19 protein-coding genes are annotated in these 24,708 nt (G+C 60.2%); 7 read left to right on the top strand and 12 right to left on the bottom strand.

Annotated elements, in window-relative coordinates:
* Positions 1 to 22 precede the first annotated feature (22 nt).
* From rny to sucD, 4 genes are read left to right on the top strand one after another with little or no spacing between them, the layout of a single operon-like run.
* Positions 23 to 1,579, top strand: a complete 1,557-nt coding sequence (rny, locus tag IPJ76_00690) for a ribonuclease Y (protein QQR88368.1) — start codon at positions 23 to 25, stop codon at positions 1,577 to 1,579.
* A gap of 44 nt (positions 1,580 to 1,623) precedes the next feature.
* Positions 1,624 to 2,601 (top strand): SDR family NAD(P)-dependent oxidoreductase, encoded by a 978-nt coding sequence (locus tag IPJ76_00685; GenBank protein ID QQR86774.1) that lies wholly within the window; start codon positions 1,624 to 1,626, stop codon positions 2,599 to 2,601.
* Positions 2,602 to 2,606: 5 nt separating this feature from the next.
* Positions 2,607 to 3,806, top strand: a complete 1,200-nt coding sequence (locus tag IPJ76_00680; GenBank protein ID QQR86773.1) for an MFS transporter — start codon at positions 2,607 to 2,609, stop codon at positions 3,804 to 3,806.
* 24 nt (positions 3,807 to 3,830) lie between these two features.
* Positions 3,831 to 4,700 (top strand): succinate--CoA ligase subunit alpha, encoded by an 870-nt coding sequence (sucD, locus tag IPJ76_00675; GenBank protein ID QQR86772.1) that lies wholly within the window; start codon positions 3,831 to 3,833, stop codon positions 4,698 to 4,700.
* 2 nt (positions 4,701 to 4,702) lie between these two features.
* Here the strand turns inward: sucD and IPJ76_00670 are convergent, their stop codons facing one another.
* From IPJ76_00670 to IPJ76_00660, 3 genes are read right to left on the bottom strand one after another with little or no spacing between them, the layout of a single operon-like run.
* Positions 4,703 to 5,509 (bottom strand): hypothetical protein, encoded by an 807-nt coding sequence (locus IPJ76_00670; protein QQR86771.1) that lies wholly within the window; start codon positions 5,507 to 5,509, stop codon positions 4,703 to 4,705.
* Between the two features lie 22 nt (positions 5,510 to 5,531).
* The gene (locus IPJ76_00665) at positions 5,532 to 5,708 is read right to left on the bottom strand and encodes a hypothetical protein (GenBank protein ID QQR86770.1); all 177 of its coding nucleotides are present in this window, start codon (positions 5,706 to 5,708) and stop codon (positions 5,532 to 5,534) included.
* Positions 5,686 to 7,557, bottom strand: a complete 1,872-nt coding sequence (locus IPJ76_00660) for a hypothetical protein (protein QQR86769.1) — start codon at positions 7,555 to 7,557, stop codon at positions 5,686 to 5,688. The genes IPJ76_00665 and IPJ76_00660 overlap by 23 nt, the downstream gene beginning before the upstream one ends.
* A 174-nt stretch (positions 7,558 to 7,731) precedes the next feature.
* Here IPJ76_00660 and fabG point away from each other — a divergent pair, with 174 nt between their 5' ends.
* Positions 7,732 to 8,484 carry a 3-oxoacyl-[acyl-carrier-protein] reductase gene (gene fabG / locus IPJ76_00655; GenBank protein QQR86768.1) on the top strand — a complete coding sequence of 251 codons (753 nt, stop codon included), beginning with the start codon at positions 7,732 to 7,734 and terminating at the stop codon, positions 8,482 to 8,484.
* Here the strand turns inward: fabG and lepB (IPJ76_00650) are convergent.
* The 9 genes from lepB (IPJ76_00650) to IPJ76_00610 all read right to left on the bottom strand — a co-directional run bounded on the left by lepB (IPJ76_00650) (position 8,481) and on the right by IPJ76_00610 (position 18,431).
* The gene (gene lepB, locus IPJ76_00650) at positions 8,481 to 9,392 is read right to left on the bottom strand and encodes a signal peptidase I (protein ID QQR86767.1); all 912 of its coding nucleotides are present in this window, start codon (positions 9,390 to 9,392) and stop codon (positions 8,481 to 8,483) included. The genes fabG and lepB (IPJ76_00650) overlap by 4 nt on opposite strands.
* A gap of 62 nt (positions 9,393 to 9,454) precedes the next feature.
* A complete protein-coding gene (gene lepB / locus IPJ76_00645; protein ID QQR88367.1) occupies positions 9,455 to 10,429 on the bottom strand; it encodes a signal peptidase I in 975 nt (324 codons plus the stop codon).
* An 811-nt stretch (positions 10,430 to 11,240) separates the two neighbouring features.
* Positions 11,241 to 11,987, bottom strand: coding sequence for a 4-hydroxy-tetrahydrodipicolinate reductase (gene dapB, locus IPJ76_00640; protein ID QQR86766.1), 747 nt, complete (start codon positions 11,985 to 11,987; stop codon positions 11,241 to 11,243).
* Positions 11,988 to 11,990: 3 nt separating this feature from the next.
* Positions 11,991 to 12,521, bottom strand: coding sequence for a hypothetical protein (locus IPJ76_00635; protein ID QQR86765.1), 531 nt, complete (start codon positions 12,519 to 12,521; stop codon positions 11,991 to 11,993).
* Positions 12,522 to 12,691: 170 nt separating this feature from the next.
* Entirely contained in the window at positions 12,692 to 13,585 is an 894-nt protein-coding gene (locus IPJ76_00630) for a ParB/RepB/Spo0J family partition protein (protein ID QQR86764.1), read from the bottom strand.
* Positions 13,582 to 14,391 carry a ParA family protein gene (locus tag IPJ76_00625; GenBank protein ID QQR86763.1) on the bottom strand — a complete coding sequence of 270 codons (810 nt, stop codon included), beginning with the start codon at positions 14,389 to 14,391 and terminating at the stop codon, positions 13,582 to 13,584. The genes IPJ76_00630 and IPJ76_00625 overlap by 4 nt, the downstream gene beginning before the upstream one ends.
* Positions 14,392 to 14,601: 210 nt before the next feature.
* Positions 14,602 to 15,195, bottom strand: a complete 594-nt coding sequence (locus IPJ76_00620; GenBank protein ID QQR86762.1) for a hypothetical protein — start codon at positions 15,193 to 15,195, stop codon at positions 14,602 to 14,604.
* An 84-nt stretch (positions 15,196 to 15,279) separates the two neighbouring features.
* Complete coding sequence (locus tag IPJ76_00615) at positions 15,280 to 16,008, bottom strand: tetratricopeptide repeat protein (protein QQR86761.1); 729 nt, start codon at positions 16,006 to 16,008, stop codon at positions 15,280 to 15,282.
* A 35-nt stretch (positions 16,009 to 16,043) separates the two neighbouring features.
* Positions 16,044 to 18,431: an immune inhibitor A gene (locus IPJ76_00610; GenBank protein QQR86760.1), complete on the bottom strand. Its 2,388-nt coding sequence runs from the start codon at positions 18,429 to 18,431 to the stop codon at positions 16,044 to 16,046.
* Between the two features lie 120 nt (positions 18,432 to 18,551).
* Between IPJ76_00610 and IPJ76_00605 the strand changes: the two genes are divergently transcribed.
* On the top strand, positions 18,552 to 23,252 hold the full coding sequence (locus IPJ76_00605) for an SBBP repeat-containing protein (protein QQR86759.1): 4,701 nt from the start codon (positions 18,552 to 18,554) through the stop codon (positions 23,250 to 23,252).
* A 308-nt stretch (positions 23,253 to 23,560) separates the two neighbouring features.
* Positions 23,561 to 24,700, top strand: a complete 1,140-nt coding sequence (locus tag IPJ76_00600) for a cysteine desulfurase (GenBank protein ID QQR86758.1) — start codon at positions 23,561 to 23,563, stop codon at positions 24,698 to 24,700.
* Positions 24,701 to 24,708 lie beyond the last annotated feature (8 nt).

Raw genomic sequence — 24,708 nt, 5'->3', positions numbered from 1 at the left:
ACGCGGAACAATGGAATTCAACATCGTCAGTTTGCTCATCGGTGCGCTTGCCGGGCTGTTGCTCGGGGGCGGCATCATCTATCTGTTGCTCAACGCCATGATGAAGAAGCGTGGCAACGCCATGCTTGAGGAGGCCAAGGTCAAGGCAGAAGCCATCAAGAACGAAAAGATGGTGCAGGCCAAGGAGAAGTTCCTTCAGTTGAAGGATGAACATGAGAAGCAAGTGCGGGAACGTGAGCGTGAGGTCCGCGATAAGGAGCAGCGCATCAACCAGGCCAACGGCAACCTGAAACAGCAGCAAGGCGACCTGGCCCGCAAGCAGCAGGACCTGTCCCGCAAGGAAAAGGATGCCGAGAACGCACGTGCTGATGCGCAGCGCCAGATCGACGGCATTGCCCGGCGCCAAGAGGAACTTGATAAGCTTCACCAGAAGCAGGTGTCCGTGCTCGAAGCGGCCAGCGGCCTCAATGCGGAGGACGCCAAGAAGCAGCTTATGGACAGCCTCAAGGATGAGGCGCGCACCAAGGCCATGGCCATGATCAATGAAATCACGGAGGAGGCCAAGCTCACCGCCAACCAACAAGCCAAGAAGATCGTCATCCAGACCATCCAGCGGGTGGCCACTGAACACAGCGTGGAGAACGCCGTGAGCGTGTTCAAGATCGAGAACGACGAGATGAAGGGCCGCATTATCGGCCGCGAGGGTCGGAACATCCGGGCCTTGGAAGAAGCCACCGGTGTGGAGATCATCGTTGATGATACCCCGGAGGCCATCATACTCAGTTGCTTCGACCCCGTGCGCCGCGAAATGGCGCGTCTCGCCCTGCACCAACTGGTCACTGACGGCCGCATCCACCCGGCGCGCATCGAGGAGATCGTTGCCAAGACCAAGAAGCACTTGGAAGAGGAGATCGTGGAGGTCGGCAAGCGCACCTGCATCGATCTGGGTATCCATGGCCTGCACCCGGAGCTGATCCGCATGGTGGGGCGCATGAAGTACCGCAGCAGCTACGGCCAGAACCTGTTGATGCACAGCCGCGAAACCGCCAACCTGTGCGCCACGATGGCCGCAGAGCTGGGGCTCAACCCCAAGGTGGCCAAGCGCGCCGGCCTTCTGCACGACATCGGCAAGGTGCCCGATGAGCAGCCCGAACTGCCGCACGCCATTCTGGGCATGAACATGGCCGAGAAGTACGGCGAGAAGCCCGACGTGTGCAATGCCATCGGTGCCCACCACGACGAGATCGAAATGACCACGCTCATCAGCCCCATCGTGCAGGTGTGCGATGCGATCAGCGGTGCACGCCCGGGTGCCCGTCGTGAGATGGTGGAAGCCTACATCAAGCGCCTACGCGACATGGAGGACCTCGCCATGAGCTTCAACGGCGTGAACAAGGCCTTCGCCATCCAGGCCGGCCGCGAGCTGCGGGTGATGGTGGAGAGCGACAAGGTGACCGATGCACAAGCTGACGACATCAGTATGCAACTGGCCGACCGCATCCAGAACGAAATGACCTACCCCGGCCAAGTGCGCGTGACGGTGATCCGTGAGAAACGCTCAGTGGCAGTGGCAAAGTGACGGTGCCGGCAGCCTTCCGGCTGTCCACACGTCGAACGGAACGAATGGCACAGCAACGCACAGTGCTGGTCACAGGTGGTGCCGGGTTCATCGGCAGCCACTTGTGCGATGCGCTTGTGGCCTCCGGGCTGACCGTGCGCTGCTTCGACAATCTGGCCACCGGCAATCGCGCCAATGTCGAGCATCATGCAGGTTCCGACCGCTTCACGTTCATCGAAGGTGACCTGCGCGCCCCGGCTTCGGTAAACAGTGCAGTGGCCGGTGCGGACGCTGTGTTGCACTTGGCCGCACTCGGCAGTGTGCCGCGCAGCATCGATGACCCGCTTCCCAGCGAGGCCGCCAACCTTGGAGGGTTCCTCAACGTGCTGGAAGCATGCCGCCACAACGGCAACGTGAAGTTGGTGTACGCCAGCAGCAGCAGCGTTTACGGTGACAGCAAACAGTTGCCCAAACGAGAAGGGCAGGAGGGAAGGCCGCTATCGCCGTACGCCGTTACGAAGCTGATGGACGAGCAGTACGCCTGGCTGTACAGGCACATGTTCAAGCTGCCTGTGATCGGGTTGCGGTTCTTCAATGTGTTCGGCGAGCGGCAGGACCCCAACGGGGCCTACGCCGCCGCCATCCCCAAGTTCATCCTTCGGTTGCTCAAGCACCAGGCACCCCAAGTGCACGGCGACGGCAGGCAAAGCCGCGACTTCACCTACGTGGGCAACGCCGTGGCCGCGATGGTAGCGGGCATGCAGTGCGATCGGGAGGAAGCATTCGGACAGGTCTTCAATGTGGCTTGTGGTGAGCGCACCGAACTGCTGGACATCGTTACACTATTGCGCGATGGGCTGGCTGCGCAAGACCCGGCTATAGCCTCCGTGCCCATTGAGCATGTACCTGAGCGTCCTGGCGATGTACGCGACTCATTGGCCGAGACTTCCCTCGCGGAACACGTCCTCGGTTTCAAGGCACCGTTCGATCTGAAGCAGGGTATGGAGAGGGCCATACCGTGGTACCAAGCACATTGGTCCTGATCCAGATGGACCGCCGCCTGTTCATCCTCTGGTTCACCGTCTTCGTGGACCTCATCGGGTTCACGATGTTCATCCCGGTGGTGGCCTTTTTGCCGGGCGTGCTGGGCACCGAGGAGAAATGGGTGCTGCTCTCGGCTGGCGTGTTCAGCGCGTTCGTCTTCCTGTGCTCGCCCATTTGGGGTTCGTTGAGCGATCGTATCGGGCGCAGACCGGTCATCATGTGGTCGGTCATCATCAGTGCGATCAGCTACATCGTGTTCGCCCACCTGAACAGCCTCTTCCTGTTGTTCCTCTCTCGCATCCTAACGGGCATTGGCTCCGGGAACATCGCCGCCGCACAGGCCTATGTGAGCGACATTACACCACCGGAACAGCGGGCGAAGCGGATCGGTATTGTGGTGGGCGCCTCGTTCGGTATGGCCTTCGCGTTCGGGCCTGCGATCGGCGGATACCTGTACAGCCACTTCGGGCTCGTCACCCTCGGCTACTTCGCCGTGGCGCTGTGCCTTTTCAACCTACTAGGGGTACTGTTCGTACTGCCGGAGTCGTTGAAGAACAAGGACACTGGTCGTCGCGTCAACTTCAAGCCCATCGCCAGCACGTTCGCCTCGCTGCGCGATGATCGCTTCCGCGACATCTTCCTCATCAACTTCGTGTACATCACGGCCTTCAGCATGATGAACGTGAGCATGGCCTTTTTCTGGGAGCAGAAATACGGTCTCGATGTGGACCACGTGGGATTGATGTTCTCATTGGTGGGGGTTTGTTCGGCCATTGCCCAAGGGGGCATGGTGGGTATTCTGCAGCGGACATTGGGTGAAAGCCGGATGATGATATACGGTTGCTTATTGGTAGGCCTCGGGCTGGTCGCCATACCGTTCGTTCCGCATACATGGTTCGTGGCCTTCAGTTTGGTGCCCATCATCCTGTTGTCGATCGGCAATGCGTGCTTGAGCCCAAGCCTGGTCTCCATCCTCAGTCGCAAAGCCAGGCCCCATGAGCTTGGTGAGGTGATGGGCCAGAACATGGGTTTCGGCTCCTTGGCCAGGGTGGTGGGACCGGTCATGAGCACTGGTCTCTACGCCTGGCACATGAGTTCACCGTTCATTATCGGCGGCATCATCATGATCGGCACGTTGTGGCTCGTGTTCCACTTCCTCCGTACGGGCTACGAGCCGGCCACCCCCAAACCTGCGGCCGACTAGATTCGCCGCCCACTAGCAAGCACCATGAGCGTACTCGTCAGCAAGAACAGCAAGGTCATTGTCCAGGGATTCACCGGCAGCGAGGGCACGTTCCACGCCAGTCAGATGATCGAGTACGGCACCAACGTGGTGGGCGGCGTTACGCCCGGCAAGGGTGGCCAGGAGCACCTGGGCAAGCCCGTGTTCGAGACCGTGAGCGATGCTGTGGCGAAGACCGGTGCCGATGTGAGCATCATTTTCGTTCCTCCTGCATTCGCTGCCGACGCGATCATGGAAGCGGCTGAGGCAGGCATCAAGGTGATCGTGTGCATCACTGAGGGCATCCCGGTGAAGGACATGGTGGCCGCGCGCGAGTACATCCGTGGCAAGGGCTGCACCCTCATCGGCCCCAACTGCCCGGGCGTCATCACCGCCGATGAATGCAAAGTGGGCATCATGCCCGGCTTCGTGTTCAAGAAGGGGCCGGTGGGCATTGTGAGCAAGAGCGGCACACTGACCTATGAAGCTGCCGACCAAGTGGTGAAGGCCGGGCTCGGCATCACGAGCGCTATCGGCATCGGTGGCGACCCCATCATCGGCACAACCACGCTCGAAGCCGTGCAGCTCTTCGCCAACGACCCGGACACAAGAGCCATTGTCATGATCGGTGAGATCGGTGGCGATCTGGAGATCCGTGCGGCCAAGTGGATCAAGGACAACTGTAAGAAGCCCGTCGTGGGTTTCATCGCTGGCGAGACCGCACCGAAGGGCCGTACCATGGGCCATGCTGGTGCCATCGTGAGCGGTGCTGATGAGAGCGCTGCCGCTAAGAAGGCCGTGATGCGCGAGTGCGGCATCCACGTGGTGGACAGCCCCGCCACCATCGGCGCCAAGGTGAAGGAGGTACTGGGCTGAGGTCAGGCCAGGGGCAGGTCATTGCCACGGCAGCAGCGCTCATCGTGGTATCGGACCACGTCGTCCGTTCGTTGATCTCCGATGACGTCCACCAAGTGGCAAACGCTGAAACGGCGTGACGCATTCTCGTAAGACCGGGCCCACTCCGTAAGCGCGGTCCCGGTCGCCGCATCGTAGGGAAACCGCAACCGGATGGTCTTTTGCTTGATGCGGTGGGGTTTGGGCGTCAGTCGTGCCCGGTAGCAATCCTGTCGCAAGCACAGCATCACGTACAAATTGTCACTGCGCATCGCTTTGAAGAGATCCCGGACGAGCGGTTCGGCCGGCGGAAGCGCTCTGCCGACCAGTATCACTCTGTAACCGTTGTGGGTTTCATAAATGCGGAAACCCAGGCCTTCGCTCAAATGGGCTTTTGCCGTTTGCCGCACATGATCCAGCATGCGGAGCTTGGCCGAACGCCTGTCGCGTTTGAACAGTAGAGACCAGAATCCTCGTTCAGGCGCCCTGTCCACATCGATGATCACGAGCCGGGCACAATTCAGGACCTCGGCACCATAACGATTGCGCGTCACGATCGCATCCGGGGCCAGTTCGGCCAGGATCTCTTCGCGTATGCAGACTTCATACTCTTCCCAATGGCGTGGTTCAGAGGAGATGATCCTTGCTTGGACCTTCTCTGCATTGCGCAACGCCTGCGACCGTGCATCGGTTTGGGAAACGTCCGAGTGCCCGCGCACCACCGACCGTTGGGTAACATCGTCGACCTTCAGTTCCACCTCCACCGAATCCCAGTACTTGGGTATCCTCATGCTTCTCGGTCGGTGGTCTGCCTCAGTTCTTGTCCTTCTGCTTCTCCTGTTTCAGGCTATCGATCCGGTCTTGGTCCGGAGCGTTGTGCTCCGGGGCCTCGCGCCGATCACTGGCGGGCGCATCGGCGGTCTTCTTGCTGCCGCAGCACGCGCCAAGGAAACCGGCGGCAAGCAGGCTACTGAACAACCAGCGTTTCATGGGCAATGCGTTTTTGAGGGGTGGAAACAACGAGCGAATACGTGCCCGGCGCTAGCTGGCCCCGATTGAAGCTGAGTTGGTTGCGGCCCATGGCCGGGAAACCTTGGTAGAGCACCTTCACCACGGCACCTTCCGCATCGATCAGCTGCATGGTATGCTGGGCGCGTTCCGTGATGTTCAGTTCGAGAGTGAAGAGGTCGATGGCGGGCACCGGATAGAGAACCGTGCGGGCATCCTCCTCTTCCTCTTCCACGGATGAAGAACTGCCCGTGATCTCAGCGATCCACGTCTTGTACGTGTTGTTGAGCTGGCCCGTCACGTTGGCCCCGTAACAAGCCGCGAGCCACACCTCCGGGTTGGAAGCGTTGTGCCTGCGCGCCATGCCGGTGTAATCGCCCCAGCGCTCTTCGCCCTGCAGGAAGTCCACATGCGTCTCACCGGCTTTCACCAGCGCACTGGGCCCCCAATTCATGTTGGCGTCGCAGTTCACTACGCGCACTTCGGGATAGATCTGGGTAGAGCTTTGCAAATAGGCCACCATCACACTTGGGTCGCTGGTTCCGCCCGAGAACGAGGTGAACTGCGGGTAGGAGATGTCCACCACGCCGGGCGCGCCGAACTCGCTCTGGGTGGCTTGCAGGTTGGTGACATTGATGCGTGTGTAGATCAAGCCGTTCCAACCGCTGCCCACATCACCATGGTGGATGCAGTGCAGTGTTTGGTTGAGGTAGAAGGCCCCAAGGATGCGGCAATCGCCATTGTCCAACAGGTCGGGGTTGTTGGGTTGTTGTGCATCGGCTGCAGGTGAGTAGCTCGGAACGTTCACCGTGTAGGCGTTCAGGCTTGGATTGGAGCCAAGGTCGTTGGTCAGCTCCCATGCGATGTAGCGATTGTCGCCTCCGGAAGCACTGCTCATGAACAGGATGCCCGGGCCGTAGTTGCCGCTCTGTCCCCAGCTGGCCGGAACAATGGTGAACGGTGTGATGTCCGCGGACAGGTTGTACCAGTATTGCCAGTTGAGGTTGCTGCCGTTGTAGCCTGTGCTCTTGGTCACCTGGAAAATGACGACCTGGTTGAACTGGTTGTTGCCGCTGGTGAACAGGTTGCCGGTGAGGTACACCTCGTTGTTGCTCACCCCGATGCTCGGATAATCGAACCAGCAATTGTTGTTCAGCGGGTTGCCGCTCAGTTGGTAGATGTTCCACCCGTCGGTCGGGTTGTTGGTTTGGCTGAAGCACAGGAGCAGGATGGAGTTGCTGGCCTCGGAGCCGTGCAGCACCGTCATGAAGAAGCGGTCCGCTTGACTGTCGTACAGCACCTTGGGGTCGTAGATGTTGGCGAAGAGCCCTTGACCTTGGAAGAAGTCGGCCCAGAAGGCGGCGTAGGTGAGCGTACCGCTGGATTGCGCGTACACGATCTCGTCGTTGTTCACGCTCACGATCCAACCGCCATTGCTGATGGCCATGCTGTTGTCCGGCGGTGTTTGTTGCACGCTCCAATTGCCCTCCATATTGGTTCCCACCACGGGCAAGACCGCCTTTGGTGAAGCTGGAGGGAGCGGTCGTGCCGCAGTCGACCATTTCTCCGCGAGCTTGGCGTCCTTGATGACATTCACCTCAGGCAGCCCTGGGTTGCGGGCTTCCAAACGCACCAGTTTGTTGGCCCAGCGTTCTGTGGAAGTCTTAGCGCTTACCACACCGCTCAGCGGCGTGCTCTGCACGATCGAATGCTGGCCGCCACCCGATAGCGCAGTTCCGGGAAGCGGCTGCTTGGCCGATTGGGCCGTAAGGTTGATGGAGCTGAGAACAAGGCCTGCGACGAGCCAGAGTTGGGGGGAGCGCTTTTCCATGGTTGACGTGTTGCCCAAATGTACCAGTACTCCTCTGGCGGGCAACCCCGAGATCATGTGGTTGCACAAGTGGTTCCTAGTGTGTATGGGTGCCTCGGCCATATTGGGTCCATCGCTGCACGGAGGGGACGTCTACATTCGCCGCAACCCGCTTTACAAAACGGGCTTTCGATCATGGGACTTCTGGACGGTAAAGTGGCCCTCGTAACGGGCGGATCGCGCGGGATCGGCAAAGGCATTGTTGAGCGCTTTCTGGAGGAAGGTGCCGATGTTGCCTTCACCTTCGTAAGCAGCCCCGCGAAAGCCGAGGCATGCGCGAACGAATTGCGAACGAAGTATGCCGGACGTGGGGTGGTGGCCATCCAAAGCAACGCCGCTGATGCAACTGCCGCTCAGGCCGCCGTGGATCAGGTGGTGAACGACTGGGGCAGGTTGGACGTGCTGGTGAACAATGCAGGCATCACCAAGGACCAGCTCATTATGCGGATGACCGAGGCGGATTGGGATGCCGTAATGGACACCAATTTGAAAAGCGTGTTCAATATGACGAAGGCCGTCATGCGCACCATGTTGAAGCAGCGCAGCGGCAGCATCATCAATATGAGCAGCGTGGTGGGTGTGCAGGGCAATGCAGGCCAGAGCAACTACGCGGCCAGCAAGGCCGGCATCATCGGGTTCACCAAGAGCGTGGCCCAGGAACTGGGCAGCCGCAACATCCGCAGCAACGCCATAGCTCCCGGTTTCATCACCACGGAGATGACCGGCGCACTGGACCCCAAGGTGGTGGAAGGCTGGGCGAAGGAGATCCCTGTTGGTCGGCCGGGAACTGTGCAGGACGTCGCCAATGCCTGCCTCTTCTTCGCAAGCGACCTCAGCGCCTACGTCACCGGGCAGACGCTCAACGTCTGCGGTGGTTTGGTCACCTAGTCGATCGATCTGAACCAGCGGCCGCTGCGGAAGCCGCCGCGCTCGCCGTCCTGGCCAAGCACGACGAAAGCCGCACGCCCTACCACGTGGTCCAGGGGCAGGAAGCCCCAATAGCGGCTGTCGGAGCTGTGGTTGCGGCTGTCGCCCATCACGAAGCAATAGTCGCCCTCAATGATGTATTCCTCCAGTGGCTTGCCATCCATGGAGATGTTGTTGCCGCTGGCCTCCAGGGTGTGGCCTTCATACCGGGTGATAATGCGGTCGTACAGCGGCAGTCGGCCGACGTCGATCCGTACCGTATCGCCCGATCTCGGCATCGCTAATGGACCGTAGTTGTCGGCATTGAAACGGTAGGTGGGGCTGTAGGGAAAGATGTGGTCCGGTGACCCACGGTCGGTGCCCATATCCTCTGCATCGGCGATCAGCTTGGAAGCCGTCAGATCCTCGACAAGAGTTTCGTTCAGCGGTAGTTCGATGAAGGTGCGGCCGGTAGGAGCGAAGTCCGAGGGAAGTCCCAGCTCGGTGAGCACGTCGCCGAGTTGGTCTTCCTTCTTCAACCGCACCAACCAACTGCGCGTGGCTCCTTCCGGTGCGGGCATAGGCTCGTCGTTCACGAACACAACGCCCCCTTTCATGCGCAGCGTATCGCCCGGCATGGCCACGATGCGCTTCACCAGCAGGTCGCGTGCGGCCATCGCGCGATCATCCTGCACGGGATCGCGGAACACGACCACATCGCCCACTTCATAGCCGCCGATGCCCGCCAGCAGGTTCACCGCAAGAAGGTCCCCGGGCAGCAGCGTGCTGTACATGCTCGTGTTCTGCACGGTAACCCAGCGCACCACGAACAGGTGCAGGAGCACCAGCACTGGCATCGCGATGAAGAGCGCACGCAGCCACTCGTTCATGTGCCGCCAACGGTGCAAAAGGGCCTTCACGCGCTAAAGGTCGGCATGCGGCGTGGTGAGGATCAATCCACCAGCGAGAAGATGCGCTTCCAGCGCACGCCATCAATAAGGCCTTCTACCTCTGGGTCTGAGCTCCACCAAATGAACACGGCCTTGCCCACCACATGGTCCTCCGGCACGAAGCCCCAATAGCGGGAGTCCTGCGATCCGTGGCGGTTGTCACCCATCATCCAGTAGTAGTTCTGCTTGAAGGTGTAGCTCGTGGCTTCTGCGCCGTTGATGAAGATCTTCCCATCACGCACCTCAAGTTCGTTGTGCTCATAGGCGGTGATGGCGCGGCGGTAGAGCGGCAGGTTGGCCAACGTGAGTTGGGTGGTGGCGCCTTCCTTCGGGATCCAAATGGGCCCGAAGTTGTCGCGGCTCCACGCGTAGGCCGGGTCGTTCGGGAAGATGGGGTAGGCTTCGTCAGCACCTGGATGCTTCGGTTCCATAGTGCCTACAATGGATTTGATCATGGGCTGTTCGCTGAACTGCTCGTAGTCTCTCTGTGTCACCGGCAGTACATAGTTGGGCGGGGCAATTCCTCTGTCACGGCTAAGCTTGAAATCAGCCTTGTTGATGTCCCAATCTTCCTTCATCTTCTTCTCGCTCAACTGTGGCTTGCTGGTCATCCAATAGTTGAACTGACCGGTTTCAGCCAAGGGGTACAAAGCACTGTTCACAAAAACTTGTCCCTCGCGGACTTCAATGCTATCCCCTGAAAGACCAACACACCGCTTGATGTAGTTCTCACGCTTGTCCAGTGGTCTTGTTCGTATGCCTTGAACGGGTATTTCGGCATAGCTGCCATCAGCGGTGCGGATACCCACTCGCTTTCGAGCTAGGACCGTGTTGACTCCTCCTCGGGTCTGACGGACCCATTGGTAATAGCTCGGGTTCTCCATGTCGATAACGATGGTATCCCCCTCCGGAAAGTTGAACACCACCGCATCGCCGCGCTCCACTGAGCCGAAGCCGGGCAGCCGGTAGTAGTCCATGCTGAACCAGTCCACGAAGCTGGGCGTGTTCTTGGTGCCCGCTATGGTGTGGTGCATGAAGGGCACGCTGATGGGCGTCATCGGCATGCGCGGGCCGTAGCTCAGCTTGCTCACGAAGAGATAGTCGCCGATGAGCAGGCTCTTCTCCATCGAACCCGTAGGGATGGTGAACGCCTCGAAAGTGAACGTGCGGAACACCGTGGCCACGATGACGGCGAACAGGATGGCATCACCCCATTGTGCCAGCAGCGTGGTGCGGCGTTCCTTCACCGGCAGTGGGCCGATGTAGTTGTACTGGGCGCCGAACGCCAGCTTGGGCAGCGCATACCAAGGCAGGAAGCAGGCGAGCAGGTAGTGCTGGCGGTCACGTGCATTGAAGCAGATCGCCAGGTTCACGTTCATGATGATGAGCATGAGGAAGTTGACCCCCGGCACGAGCAACAGGAACAACCACCACCAGGGCTTGCCGATGATCTTGTTCCAGACGTAGATGTTGTAGAGCGGCACCCAGCCTTCCCAAGCCTTGCGGCCGGCCTTCACGAAGAACTTCCACAGCGTGGCGTAAAGAACGATGAGGTAGGCGAAGAGGAAGAGGTACGGGATCATGATCTATTGCTCAGTCGGATACAAGAACCACCGGTCGAAGACGCCGTTGTCCCCCTTTGAAGGGGGCAGGGGAATGACGCTCCCTCTGCTGCTCGCCTCGCTCGTTGGCCCGCGAATGTGCGCAATCCGCCGCGTTGCCCGTGCGCCGCGACTTGCCAAGAGCTGTTACGAACGGGTGCAAGCGCACATTGGCCGTGATGGACGGTCAGCGGACCTCGTCCAGCACATCGTCCATTGTGAAGAGCCCCGTTCGGCCGCGTAGCCACTCGGCTGCTACCACTGCGCCCGTTGCGAAGCCCTGTCTTGAGAACGCCTCGTGCGTGATGACGATGCGGTCTTCCTCGCTCGTCCAGGAGATACTGTGCTTGCCGGGTACCTCGCCGGTGCGTTCGCTGGCGATGGGAATGGGCCTCACCCCCGTCCCCTCTCCAGTGGAGAGGGGAGAGTACGCTTGGCCAGATGACTGCAAGGCCCAGCCACTGTACCGCTGCGAATTCAGGTCGATATCGCGCGCCAGGGTGATGGCGGTTCCGCTGGGTGCATCCAGCTTGTGGATGTGGTGCACCTCGTCGATGTGGACATGGTAGGCCGCCTGTGGGTCCATCAGCCGGGTCAACTGTTTGTTCAGCCGGAAGAAGAGGTTGACCCCGATGCTGAAATTGCTCGCCCAGAGCAAGCTGCCGTTGTGTTCGTGCACCAGCGCTTTCACCTCGGCCAGATGGTCGTACCACCCTGTGGTACCCACCACCACGGGAACGCCTGCATTCAGGCAAAGCCGCAAGTTGGCCAGGGCATGCTCCGGCTTACTGAATTCGATGGCCACATCGCAGCCGGTGGGTGCCGTACCGGCGTTGCTACTGCCCACCTTCAAGCCGATGGTGTGCCCGCGTTGCAGAGCAGCAGCCTCGATGGCCTTGCCCATTTTTCCGTAGCCGAGCAAGGCGATGTTCATGCTTCAGAAGTTCAACTGCAGGCTGAACCCAATGGCGTTCTGCGAAGCCAGTTCAAAGCCTGGTGCCACGGCCAACGTCAGGTCATCACCGGCATCGAAGCGCACGAAATGGGCATCCACGGTGGCGTCCACGATGTTGAGGATGTACACGGCGCCCGTGCAGATCCACGACAGGTCCCGCCACTTCCGGTAGGTGTTCGCTACGTCGAGTACTGCGCCCGCACTGAACTGTCCGTTGAACTCGTCCACCGTGTTCGGGTCGTTGTCGGTGAGGGCGATGTAGGCGTCCTTGTAGCGCTCGTATTGGCGTGTGTTGCGGTCGATGAAATAGATGCAGGTGCCGATGCCCGCTGCCACGATGGGCACCTTCCAATACTTCCGGTTGTATACCTGTCCGGCGCCCGGGAGCACCGCACTGAAGATGGTGGCTTTGGTGGGGGAGTGGCGTAGGCGCCATTCGTTGTTGGTGCTGTCCGGCTGAGCGGCGGTCTGCGCGGCCGCACCAGCAGCGAACAGGACGACCGCGATCAACATCAAGGACTTGCACCACGTTGGCCGGACCGTCATCGCGAGGACCTTTTTAGGTCCGAAGCGATCCAGTGTATTTGGCTGGGTCGCTAGGCTGCCGCTTGCGATGACGTGAGCAGGATCAATAGGGCCAATGTCTCGGGACATGATCAACGACCGAGCAACCATCGGGCCGCTCAGTTCGGGAAGCGCTTCACGATGGCCTCCATCTCCAAGGCATCGGCAAAGGGGATCTCGAACTTTCCCTTGCCGCGCACATCGCCTTTCACGTTCACCTTCACGCCGAGCTGTTTGGTGAGTTGTTTGGCCAGATCACGGAAGTGCACGATGGTGGCCTTTGCCGGCTTGTTGTTGGTGAACTTCTTCTCTCTCGCCAATTCCTCCACTTGCCGCACGCTCAGTTGGCTCTCAACGATGAGGTGGTAGAGTTCGATCTGGCGGGCGGGATCGGGCACATTGATGAGCGCGCGTGCATGCCCCATGGCGATCTGCCGCTGGCGGAGGCCCAGCTGCACTTCGGCGGGCAGCTTCAGCAGGCGCAGGTAGTTGGTGATGGTTGCGCGGTCCTTGCCCACTTTGTGGCTCAGCTCTTCGTGCGTCAGTTTCACCTCGTCCACCAGGCGTTGGAAGCTGATGGCCACTTCGATGGCGTCGAGTTCTTCGCGCTGGATGTTCTCCACGAGCGCCATCTCCAGCATGGCCTCATCGTTCGCCACGCGGACGTATGCTGGAACCTCCTTCAACCCCGCGGCCTGGCTCGCACGGAAACGCCGCTCACCGCTGATGAGCTGGTAGCGGTTGTAGCCCATCTTCCTCACCGTCACCGGCTGGATGATGCCGAGCGAACGGATGCTGGTGGCCAATTCCAGTAGCGCTTCTTGGCTGAAGGAGGTGCGCGGTTGGAACGGGTTGGGTTCTATCTGGTCGACAGGAATGGTGCTGATGGTGCCACCTGCCCGCGGCGGCGCAACGTCCTCGGCCCGCACACCTTCGGGGCGCGCGATCACTTCCGTGCTGTTGTCTTCCAGCAAGGCGCTGAGCCCACGGCCCAGCCCACGTTTCTTCGTCATTGCGCGATGGGGATGGTACGCTCGCGCTCAGGGATGCGCGTCATCTCGTTCTTCTGCAGGATCTCGCGCGCCAGGTTCAGGTAGTTCACCGCGCCCTTGCTCGTGGCATCGTGCATTACGATGGTCTGGCCATGGCTGGGTGCTTCGCTCAGGGTCACGTTGCGGTGGATCACCGTGTCGAACACCAGTTCCTGGAAGTGCGTCTTCACCTCGTCCACCACTTGGTTGGCCAAGCGCAGACGGCTGTCGTACATGGTGAGCAGCATGCCCTCGATGCTCAACGCCGGGTTGAGGCGCTGCTGCACGATCTTGATGGTGTTGAGCAATTTGCCCAAGCCCTCCAACGCGAAGTACTCGCACTGCACCGGCACGATCACGCTGTCGCTGGCGGTGAGACTGTTCACGGTAATGAGGCCCAAGGACGGGCTGCAATCGATGAGGATGAAGTCGTACTGGTCGCGCAGCGGGTCCAGCACGTTCTTCATCTGTTGCTCGCGGCTGGCCATGTCGATCATCTCGATCTCGGCGCCCACCAGGTCGATGTGGCCAGGGAGGATGTCCAGGTTCGGGTTCACCGTGCCCTGGATGACGTTCTTCGGATCGGTGCCGTTCACGATGCATTCGTAGATGCTGTGGCCGGTCTTCTTCGGGTCGATGCCCACGCCGCTGGTGGCGTTGGCTTGTGGATCGGCGTCCACCAGCAGGGTCTTGCGCTCCAGCACGCCCAGGCAGGCGGCCAGGTTGATGGCGGTGGTGGTCTTTCCCACGCCGCCTTTCTGGTTCACTATGCTGATGATCTTGGCCATGGTCTCGTTCGGTGGTCGGTGAAGGGTGGAACTGAATGTTCCACGCCACCGTCAGGCACAAAGTACCCGCCGAACCGGGCCTTGGTCTTGTTGATAAACAGCCGACTTTTCAACGATCAGAGGGAAGTTCCCACAAGGCCGTTGCTCATAACCCCATCGAAGTAAGAAGGCCGCCTGAACGGGCGGCCTTCTTGCGAGGCTGTCGTGTTACTAGAACTTGAACTGTAGACCTATGGTCGCGTAGCTCACCCCGTGGCTGAGTTCCGCATATGCGCCGAAGGCGTCAGTGAAGTACCACCGCGCCCCGGCAAAGAGGTTCGTGCGGCCCCGGGACCCTGGGTACGAACGCTGCGCATAGCCCGAGGCGTAGTAGGAATTGTCGGAGTATGAGATGATGTCCAAGCCCGCAAGCACGCCGGCGTAAGTGTCCAACTTGTCGATCCCGTGCCACTCATTCCAGTGATATGTGCCGCGGACACCGAACATCAGGTAGTTCCAACGCTCGTCGTAGTAGTAGTTCGACCCCAAGTAACCGTAGCTGTAATAGTACCGCAGTGTCTTGTACGCGAAGTAGCCCCCGATGCCAACCACGCCAGGGCCTGCTTTGAAGCCCATGCCATGGTCATAGGTCATCATGAAAACGGGCGATTGCCCGGAGTAAGTCGAGAATGCACTGTACCGGCCGCCTGCACCTATCCCCAAGCCCAGCACGTTGCCACCGCCCTGAAAAGCTTGAGAATGGACATTGTTGGCACTGAGGAATGTTGTCACGATAAGACCGATGGAAAAGAGGGAACGGATCATTGGGGTTCGGTTTAGCCTTCGGCGGCAAAGATGCTGCCGCGGCGCCGAACAAAGACGTCCGAAAACAGGTCAAGTCACCGGACCTCAGTCGCAGTAAATGGCCATCAATTCAGCCACGCTGGGGTCGCCCAGTTCGTTTGCCTTCATCAGATCGGGGCAGGCTTCCTGCTTGCGCTCGGCGTGGATGAGCGCCAAAGCACGTGTGGCGTAGGCATTCGTGAGCGTGGGGTCCAGTTCGAGGGCCCTGCTCATGTCGGCTATGGCACCAGGCAGGTCCTTCAAATGGCTCTTGGCCACCCCACGGTCGAACCAGGCCTTGGCATTGTTGGGCGCCAGCGTGACCAAGCGCTCATAGGCGGCGAGAGCGCTGGCGTGGTCGTTCAATTGGACGTACGCATGGCCCATGCTGAACAGTGCGTGCTCGGCAATGGGGCCGGTCGGGAAGGACATCATCAAATTGGTGAGCCCATCGATGGCACGTTGGGGATTTCCTTGCGCAGTGTACACGTCGTAGAGGCGGATGCGGGCGTTGGCGTCGCCGGGTTGCAGGGCCAGCGTGCGCTCCAGGTCGTGGGCAGCACCCTCCAGATCGCCTTGGGCCTGCCGGCACAAACCGCGGTAGTACCAGGCTTTGCTCATTTCCGGACGCAACACCAATAGCTCGTTGAATGCCTCAATGGCAGCAGCATGGTCCTCCGCTTTCATGCGTTGGATGGCCTGCGTGTACAGGGCAGTTGCGTCAGTAGCGGGCTGCTGGGCAAAAAGGCTGGCGGTGAGGAGGGTGGCCAGCGCACCAGTGGGGATGCGGATCATAGCGGCCTTTGAACGGCCGATCGCCCCACTGGGTTCTATTGGGGCAGAATGCTCAGTCTTCCATGTGCCCGTACCAGCCCGTTGGAAACCAGACGGTAACTGTAAAGCCCTGAGGCCAAGTGGCCTACGGATACATCCAGCCGTCCGGACCGCCCCAGCACCGAATGGGCTAACACCACCGCACCACGGCCATCCACCAGTTGCCATTGGGCGTCTTCAGGGTGTTCAGGCAAAGCCCAGAAGACCGTCGCGCTGGTGGTGGCAGGCGAGGGATGGCATTGTGCCGACGCTCCGGATGTTGCCACCTGTTCAACCCCGGTCCAAACATCCCCCGTGATGGTCACCACCACATCGTCGAGGTAGAAGCCGTCGTATTCGATCTGGTCTTCGCTGCGCAGACGGAAGTTCAGGTATAGCGGGCCACCGATGAAGTCGTCAAGCGCCATGCGTTCCAAGGTCCAGTCGGTCCGTTTGCCGTCATAGACCGGCTCATCTTCCAATTGGGTGTCCGTGCCAGGCCGCGACCAGGTGCCGCAGAGCGCGGTCCACGACACTCCATTGTCGCTGGCTTCCACCTGAACGTGGTCCAGTTCGCTCTGCAAGGTCCAGCGCGCCATGAATTCCAGCGTGGCCGTGGTGGCGAGCGATAGGTTGATGGGTACGGCAAGACCCCAAGCATTGTTTTCGAAAGCGCTATGGTTGCTCAGTGGACTATCCGTGAACGAGCTGGGCGCCGAGAACCAGTCTTCGTTCGTGAGCGACCAGCCACCCGTCCAATTGTCGTCCGTGGCGCTGTTGTCGCTGAAGGCAGTGAGCGGTTCGCCATACACCCGTTCAATGGTGTCGCGCAGGATGAGGTTGTTGGCATCGAGCACGAGCACATAGCTGAAGGACTCGCCATCGGCGATCAGCGGGTCGAGCGTCAGGCCGATGCTCGCAGTCACGGTTTCCAGTGTGTCGAGACCGCTGAAGGTCTGGGGACCGGTGGCGGCGATGACGTTGGACAGCGGCTCCAAGGAAATGGTGAACGTGCCGTCCTGGAGCCCGAGGCTTTGTAGTGCGAAGGTCGCGCTGGGCGTGGTGCTGTTCTCAACGCGAGGGCTAACATCCTTCACTTCGGCATATGCGCCGGCGAAAAGCGCGAGCATGATGTTCTGCTCCATATTGGCTTGTGCCAGCGGCACGATCCGATCGGGCTGAGGCCAGAAGCCGTCGATGTAGGTGCCCGTCTCCGGTACATAACCGAAGATCTTCGGCTTGGCCACTTGTTCACCGTAGCTCCAATCCGTTGCACTGCCGTTGGCCAGGTAGAAGAGCGCTTCGTAGGTGGTTCCGAAGTGGTAGCCGTTGTCCTCCGTCATGCGTTGGGCGTATGTGGAGAACACGGCGGAATCGGGGCAAAGCGTGTTCACGTGCCCCCATGGGTAGAGCAGCAGATGGCCGCGGCAATGATGGCTGTGCCGAGTTACGAATTCGCGACCAACGATGAAATCACGCATCGCTTGGGTCTCCGGTTCGCTGAAGGCTGATGGACCTCGGTAGGTGTCACTGACGGTACTTGGTGAGGAACCCCAGTCATCGATACCCCATGCATAGCCGTAGTTGCGGTTCAGGTCCACACCGAACGAACCATCGCCGTTGTCGCGGCGGTTCTTGCGCCACATACCGCCGCCCATTGGGGCGATGGTCTCGTTGTGCACATAACCATCGGGGTTCACGCACGGCACGAAGTAGAGCTCGCGGGTGTTGACGATGTGCGTGGCCAACGGATCGGTACCGTAGTTCTCCAACAAGTACCACATGAAGTAGTACAACTGCATCGCGCTCTCGGGTTCACGGGCATGGTGCAGCGCATCGTACAGCACTTCGGGTTTGGCCTGGTCCACGTTCGGGTTGTTGCTGATGCGCACGTAGTGGATCGGTCGCCCTTCGTGCGAAGTGCCGATGGACGCCTTTGCGGAGATCAGGGCAGGGAAGTGGGCCACCATTGAATCCAACTGGTCCTGCATCTCTTGCCAAGTATAGAACCCGCCCATGCTGCCCAGCACGAAATGCGCTGGTTCCGGGTAGGTCTCACTTCCCGGACAGCCCGGTTCACCGAAAGACTTGTCAGCACCCGTGTTGTGGGCGGCACGTTCCGCATAGAACGCCCCGATGTCGGCCACTTCCACGCGCACCTCGAAGCCCGCTTGCCGCGCCAGGTCCAGATCACGCTCGCTGAAATCGCCGCTGACGAAGTTGCCGGGCGAGAGGTCGGTGTGGTCCAGGCAGATGCCCAAGCCTTGAAGCGTAGGGACTGCATCAGCGTGTCCGCTCAAGTTGATGCAGGCGCGTGAATGCACGGCGCGTTGCTGGGCCAATGCACCGAGCACAGAACTGGAAAGGACACACGTGAGGAACAACCGGGTGAACATGATGCGCATGGGTGTGGCAGTGAAGATAGTCCGCTTCCACTGGTCCGAAAGACCGTTCCTCGTTCAGGGGACATTGCCCCTCAGGTCGTTGGTGGCCCGTTTCGTCCGCTGTTCTTCCCGTTTCAGCGTGTGATCGAACGTGCAGTCCTAATTGTGGCCATCTTCGAGCGAGCAATGGCCTTGCAGCGGTACTTGGGTGTTCTGTCCTGCGCCTCCGTAATGAGCGGTGCGACGGTCTCTGTTGCACAGACCTGTGCCTTGGACGTGTTCGTGGCCAACGACCAGAGCGGCTCCGTCAGCGCGTTGGAGAACACCCAAAGCAGGCAGTTCATCACGGCCTTGTTCAATGGCATGCAACCGTGGGGCAGTGGGCCCGGCCAAAGCCGTATGGCCATCGCGGACTGGGACAGCCCGGGCGTGTGGCAGCAATTCAATTTCCCGGTGGCGGGCGTGGGCTATTCCGACCTGTTGGCCGATGTGTTGGCTTATCAGAACGCCCCTCGGGCGTTGATCGGTGGCACCGACCCATACACGGCGTTGCTCAACGCCTACCAGTCCATTGGGCAAACCCCGGTGCCCGGCCGTGTGGCCAAGCCGGTGATCGTGCTGATGACCGATGCGGCCTGCAGCCAGGTGCCGCCAGGGTTGAGCACACTGGCAACCCAGGTGAAGAATGCCGGTGTGTACGTGGTGGTAGTGGCCATTGAGGCGGCCTCGGGCTGTGCTGTGCTTGCTGGCACCAATGTGGCCAGCCCCGGCGGGTATTTCAGCGCACCGACGTATGCTCAGTTGATGCAGGCCAACGTGCAGTTGGTCCAGGACATGATCAATGCCGGGTGCAACGGCTCCTTCGATCCATCGTACGACCTTGCTATAACCGTCGATGCGTTCACCGCCAGCGGTTGCACCACGCCTCCGCCCAACTTCGTGGCTGACCTGAGCATTTCCAACGCGGGTGCGGTCGATTTCAACGGACCGCTGGTAGTGTCTTTCTACAATGGGCCGCCCACCAACGCCACCAGCCTCCTGTTGTTCGTGCAGAACTTCGGTGTGCAGACGTTGGTGCCGGGTGCAAGCTTCAGTACTGCGGTGCCCAGCCTGCAGTTCGCCAGCACGAACACGCTGTATGCTGTCGTGAACTACGACGGCGCCTTGGCAGGCAATGCACCTCCGATCCCTTTCAACCTCTACAACGAAACCGTTGTGGCCGATGAGTTCGCGACCTTCAATAACATCAGCCCGCAAGCGGATCGTGTGGATGACCCCGTGACCTGTCCTCCGCAGGCCATCATCAGTACGAACATCACCACCGGCGGCGTGGGCTGTAATGACCTGGTCACCTACGAGATCAGCATCTGCAACACAGGCGACGCATCCGCCTTCATCACCCCAACGCTGCCCATTGCCGTGCCCGGCGCGGTCATGGTGAACAACATCATTCAAACAGGAACTTACTCCACGGACCTCGATTGGGCCACCTATTACGGAGGAGAGGACAGCGATGAGGCCTTCAGTGTGACCACGGATGCGGCGGGGAACGTGTACATAGCAGGAACCACCAAGAGCACGGTGGGGATCGGTACCGTGGGGGCGCACCGGCCGGCCTACACGGATGCGCGGGATGCGTTCCTCGTGAAGTTCAACAGCAACGGGGTACGCCAATGGGGTACCTACTATGGCGATGTGGATGACGACTACGGAACGGGCGTGGCCACCGATGCCGCTGGCAACGTGTACCTGGTCGGGTTCACCGACAGCCCTTCGGGCATTGCCACTGCGGGTTCGCACCAGGCAGCGCTGAATGCAGCTGAGGACGCTTTCATCGTGAAGTTCAATAGTAACGGCGTGCGCCAATGGGCCAGCTACTACGGCGGTGCCGATGCGGACTTCGGCTTCTCCGTGGCCACGGACGCTGCCAACAACGTTTACCTCGCTGGTGTCACGGAAGGCTCCACCAACCTGGGGACCGTTGGCGCGTTCGACAATACGTTCAACGGGGTGAGCGACCAATTCCTGGTGAAATTCAACGCGGTCGGCGTGCGGCAATGGGCCACGTACTACGGTGGTGCGTTTGAGGAGTTGGAAGCCGCGGTGGCCACTGATCCCACCGGCAACGTCTTCCTGGCCGGGCAGACCATGAGCACCGCTGGCATTTCAACGGCCGGTTCACCGCAAGCAGCGTATGGCGGCAACAACAACCCCGATGCCTATCTGGTGAAGTTCAATGCTGCCGGTGCTCGTCAATGGGGCACCTACTGTGGTGGCCTGGAAACGGAGGAGCAAATGGGCGTTGCGTGCGATCTATCGGGCAACGCATTCCTATCCGGTACCACGGACAGCGACAATGCGATCGCGTTCGGGGCCTTGCACCAAGGTTTCCGTGCGGGTAGCAAGGACGGCTTCCTGGTGAAGTACAATGCAACCGGTGTGCGGCAATGGGGTAACTATGTTGGAGGGAGCGATGGCGATGAGGCCCGCGACGTGGCGACGGATGCCGCAGGCAACGCGTATGTGACCGGCAGCACCACCAGTCCTGATCTCATCGCCACACCCTTCTCGTACGGCACGGTGCTCAACGGCATTGAGGACGATGCCTTCCTGATGAAGTTCGATGGCCTTGGGCAACAGACCTGGGGTACTTATTACGGGGGCACCGATGTTGAAGACTGTTACAGTGCGGCGGTGAGCGCACAAGGGTCCGTGTACATCGCTGGGGCCACGCTAAGCCTCACTGATATCGCCACGCCGGGAGCCCACCAGACCGCCTTGGACACGGACGTTGAAGCCTTTCTGGCCAAATTCTTCGAGGTGGAACTGCCATACGTTCTCAACGCGGGGGAATGCCTTGTGCGCCAATACATCTACGATTACAGCGGTGTAGTGGCTGGTACCTACAACCTGAGCATGGGTGTTGCAGCCGGTCCCGTCAATGTCCTGGACGAGCCGCCACTGGTGCTGCCTGATATCGGCTTCAATGCAGGGGGCTTCATCAACATCGACGGGTTCAACGGCGCGGTGCACACGGGCGATAACGTGACGATCCCGGTATTGGGCACCAACTGCACACCGGGGAACCAGATCACCATTGCCGTTAACATACCCGCGGCGAGCAGTTGCGGGACGGGCTATTTCGTTCAGGCCACCGTCACCATAACGAACAACAGCGGGTTGACGGTCAGCAATACCGACTTGTTCCTGAACCTCACCGGTGCTGGTGCCACCTACGCCAGCGAGATCTACAACGCCACTGCAGGACTCAACATCACCCCGCCCAACGTGCTGGATCCGTTCTATCCGGCCGTGCCGAATGCACTTTACGGCAACCTTGGTGCGCAGTCCATTCCCGTCCTCCAGATACCAACGGGCGTTTCCACCTTCAACGTGGACCTGGCGATCGGCGCCGCCACCGTCAACCTCTTCGCCCGGATCGATAGTATCCATACTGCCATCAACCCGACAGGCCAAAGCAACCTCGCTTCGGATGCGACAGGCGTCACGGTGTTCCCTTATCCGGTCATCGGCGGCTTCAACTGTCCCGGATCCGTTGTGGTGGGTAGCAACATTGTTTTCAGCGGCATCAGTGTCACCGGTGCGACCACACGCTTCTGGAGCTCCACCACGGTGGCCAACATTGCTGGCGGTGGAACGGTGACAGCGCCCACGCTCACCTACACGCCCACACCTGTGGACGTTGCGAACGGCTACGTGGAGATCAGTTTGACCACGGTGAACGCGAACGGCTGCGAGACCACCGAGAGCTGCCAGGTCACCATTGCCAATGTGCAATACGACTACGGCGATGCACCCATCGTTTACGATCTGAACATCAACTATCAGCCCCCGGCCGCCGCCAGCACGCTCTTCTCCGGGGTGAACCTTGGTTTCGTCGCCCCTGGGGTAGAAGTGCTGGCGAACAACAGCCTTATGGCCGATGGCGATGGCACTGAAGAAGATGCCCTCACCAACAACCCTTGGGTCGACCCATGGCCACCTGCGGGGTCCAGCTACGCATTGCCTACGCGCGCCACCAACAACTCAGCTTCGAAAACCCACCTGCGGGCGTACATCGATTGGAACGCGGACGGTGATTTCCTGGACTCCCTTGAGCGGTCGTTGAACGCGGTTGGCATTCCGGCATTGTCGGGTTCGGCCGTGCACAGCATGCTGTTCACTGTGCCGCCCTTCGTCAACACCGGCGGCCTGTTCTACATCCGCATCCGATTGTCGGTGGATTCCATGAGCACCACCGTTCCGTACATGGCGGCACCGCAAGGCGAAACCGAAGACTATGTCTGGGCTTCAGTAGGTCCGTTGCCGGTGGAACTGCTCGCGTTCAGCGCGCAGGAGGTAGGAGAGGCGGTTCGCCTGGATTGGTCCACGGCCACGGAAACAGGAAGCAGTCATTTCGTGGTGGAACGCAGCAGGGATCTCGACCGGTTCGTCGCTGTGGGCTCCCTCGCCGCTGCCGGGTTCAGCCAAACCACGGCGCATTACAGTGTGGTCGACCAACAGGCGCTGGACGGCTTATCGTATTACCGGTTGAAACAGGTGGATCTGAACGGACAGGTTGAGTACTTCGGGCCTGTAGCGGTCAGCAGGAACGGGACATCCGTTGTGTGGCTGCACCACGACGGTTCCGGCGGTGTGATCGTGCACGGCCTGCTGGAAGGTGATCGTGTTGTTTGCCACGACGCGACCGGTCGGCAGGTGGCCTTGAACGTGGCGACCAACGGGTCCCTGGACGCCGCATCGCTCGGCACTGGCATCTACGTGTTGAAGATCATACAGCTCAGTGGGGGCGAGCAGGTCCTGAGGTTCGTGATCCGCTGACCTACACCATTCAGCAGGAAGCTCCTTGAGAGACGAGCGCTACGCCAAAGGCTCCCAAGAACGCCCGAGGCGAGGTAGCTGCCTGCGTGCTGACAGACTATTCGACCACCGGTCCAGTCGAAGTTCAAACCCCGATCTCGGGAACATGAACGATCGATATCGGTGATGCGGCCTCTTGGCGATGAGCCACCAGATGTACAGGGGTATGAACGGGATGGCAAGCACAAGTCAAAGATGGTGCGGTAGCGGCACGTCATGCCCGTTACGTCCTCTCCATATTTGCCTGCCGTTCAATCGGTCACTGACGCATGCCCCGCATCTACTTCGACAACGCCGCCACCACCCAACTGGACCCCGAGGTCTTCGAAGCCATGGTGCCCTATCTGAAGGAGCACTACGGCAACCCGAGCAGCATCCACGCGTTCGGACGCCAGACAAGGGCGGCCATCGAAAAAGCGCGCCGACAGGTGGCATCGTTGCTCAACTGCACCCCGGGCGAGATCGTTTTCACCAGTGGGGGCACCGAGGCGGACAACATGGTGCTGCACTGCGCCGTGCGGGATCTCGGAGTGAGGCACATCATCACCTCAGCGATCGAGCACCACGCCATTGAATTGACGGCACATGAGGTTGGCAAGTTGGGAAGCGCAGAGGTGCACTGGGTGAAGTTGGATGCACATGGCCGCCCGGACATGGCCGATCTGGAGCACCTCCTTTCAAAGCACAAGAATGCCCTTGTGAGCGTGATGCACGCCAACAACGAACTGGGCACGCGTATTGACCTGAACGCCATTGGATCGCTCTGTAGAAAGCACGGCGCGCTTTTCCACAGCGATACCGTGCAGACCATGGCGCACTACCGGTTCGATCTGCAGCAACTGCCCATCGACTTCCTCAGTGCCAGTGCGCACAAGTTCCATGGGCCCAAGGGCATCGGCTTCCTGTACATGCGCAACGGCTCAACACTGAAACCGATGATCGTTGGCGGAAGCCAGGAGCGCAACATGCGAGCGGGTACCGAGAACCTTGCTGGTATTGTGGGCTTGGCCAAGGCGATGGAGATCGCGTACCGTGATATGGAAGAGCACCAGCGCGAGATCGGCGGCTTGAAAGAACTCATGAAGAAGCGCCTCTCGGCCGAGATACCGGGGGTGAGCTTCAACGGTGACAGTGGTGCGGACAGCCTGTACACCGTGCTCAGCGTGAACTTCCCTGACGATGGCAAGAGCGAGATGCTGCTCTACAACCTCGACATAGAAGGCATCGCAACGAGCGGCGGCAGCGCGTGCAGCAGTGGCAGCAACAAAGGCAGCCACGTGATGGCCGCGCTCTATCCTGACCAAACGGGCGCCAACATCCGCTTCTCCTTCGGGCGCTTCAACACTGCTGATGAGGTAGAGCATACCGTGAAGGCCCTGAAGCGGATCTTCCAGTTGGTGGCGGCGTAACATATCCG

It is taken from the genome of Flavobacteriales bacterium (genome assembly GCA_016699575.1).
GTDB lineage: Bacteria > Bacteroidota > Bacteroidia > Flavobacteriales_F > PHOS-HE28 > PHOS-HE28.
The sequence above is the reverse complement of the archived record's forward strand: the minus strand, read 5'-3'. Positions and strand labels throughout refer to the sequence as shown.

What these genes read in the sequence shown, in the direction of transcription:
- lepB (QQR88367.1), bottom strand. Translation starts at nt 10,429, where the DNA reads ATGGACTACTACCGGCTGCCCGGCTTCGGCTCAGTGGAGCGCGGCGAT.
- IPJ76_00685 (QQR86774.1), top strand. Translation starts at nt 1,624, where the DNA reads ATGGCACAGCAACGCACAGTGCTGGTCACAGGTGGTGCCGGGTTCATC.
- IPJ76_00620 (QQR86762.1), bottom strand. Translation starts at nt 15,195, where the DNA reads ATGATCCGTTCCCTCTTTTCCATCGGTCTTATCGTGACAACATTCCTC.
- IPJ76_00610 (QQR86760.1), bottom strand. Translation starts at nt 18,431, where the DNA reads ATGCGCATCATGTTCACCCGGTTGTTCCTCACGTGTGTCCTTTCCAGT.
- lepB (QQR86767.1), bottom strand. Translation starts at nt 9,392, where the DNA reads ATGAACGAGTGGCTGCGTGCGCTCTTCATCGCGATGCCAGTGCTGGTG.
- IPJ76_00600 (QQR86758.1), top strand. Translation starts at nt 23,561, where the DNA reads ATGCCCCGCATCTACTTCGACAACGCCGCCACCACCCAACTGGACCCC.
- IPJ76_00625 (QQR86763.1), bottom strand. Translation starts at nt 14,391, where the DNA reads ATGGCCAAGATCATCAGCATAGTGAACCAGAAAGGCGGCGTGGGAAAG.
- IPJ76_00635 (QQR86765.1), bottom strand. Translation starts at nt 12,521, where the DNA reads ATGTTGATCGCGGTCGTCCTGTTCGCTGCTGGTGCGGCCGCGCAGACC.
- IPJ76_00680 (QQR86773.1), top strand. Translation starts at nt 2,607, where the DNA reads ATGGACCGCCGCCTGTTCATCCTCTGGTTCACCGTCTTCGTGGACCTC.
- dapB (QQR86766.1), bottom strand. Translation starts at nt 11,987, where the DNA reads ATGAACATCGCCTTGCTCGGCTACGGAAAAATGGGCAAGGCCATCGAG.
- IPJ76_00630 (QQR86764.1), bottom strand. Translation starts at nt 13,585, where the DNA reads ATGACGAAGAAACGTGGGCTGGGCCGTGGGCTCAGCGCCTTGCTGGAA.
- sucD (QQR86772.1), top strand. Translation starts at nt 3,831, where the DNA reads ATGAGCGTACTCGTCAGCAAGAACAGCAAGGTCATTGTCCAGGGATTC.
- IPJ76_00660 (QQR86769.1), bottom strand. Translation starts at nt 7,557, where the DNA reads ATGGAAAAGCGCTCCCCCCAACTCTGGCTCGTCGCAGGCCTTGTTCTC.
- IPJ76_00670 (QQR86771.1), bottom strand. Translation starts at nt 5,509, where the DNA reads ATGAGGATACCCAAGTACTGGGATTCGGTGGAGGTGGAACTGAAGGTC.
- IPJ76_00615 (QQR86761.1), bottom strand. Translation starts at nt 16,008, where the DNA reads ATGATCCGCATCCCCACTGGTGCGCTGGCCACCCTCCTCACCGCCAGC.
- IPJ76_00665 (QQR86770.1), bottom strand. Translation starts at nt 5,708, where the DNA reads ATGAAACGCTGGTTGTTCAGTAGCCTGCTTGCCGCCGGTTTCCTTGGC.
- fabG (QQR86768.1), top strand. Translation starts at nt 7,732, where the DNA reads ATGGGACTTCTGGACGGTAAAGTGGCCCTCGTAACGGGCGGATCGCGC.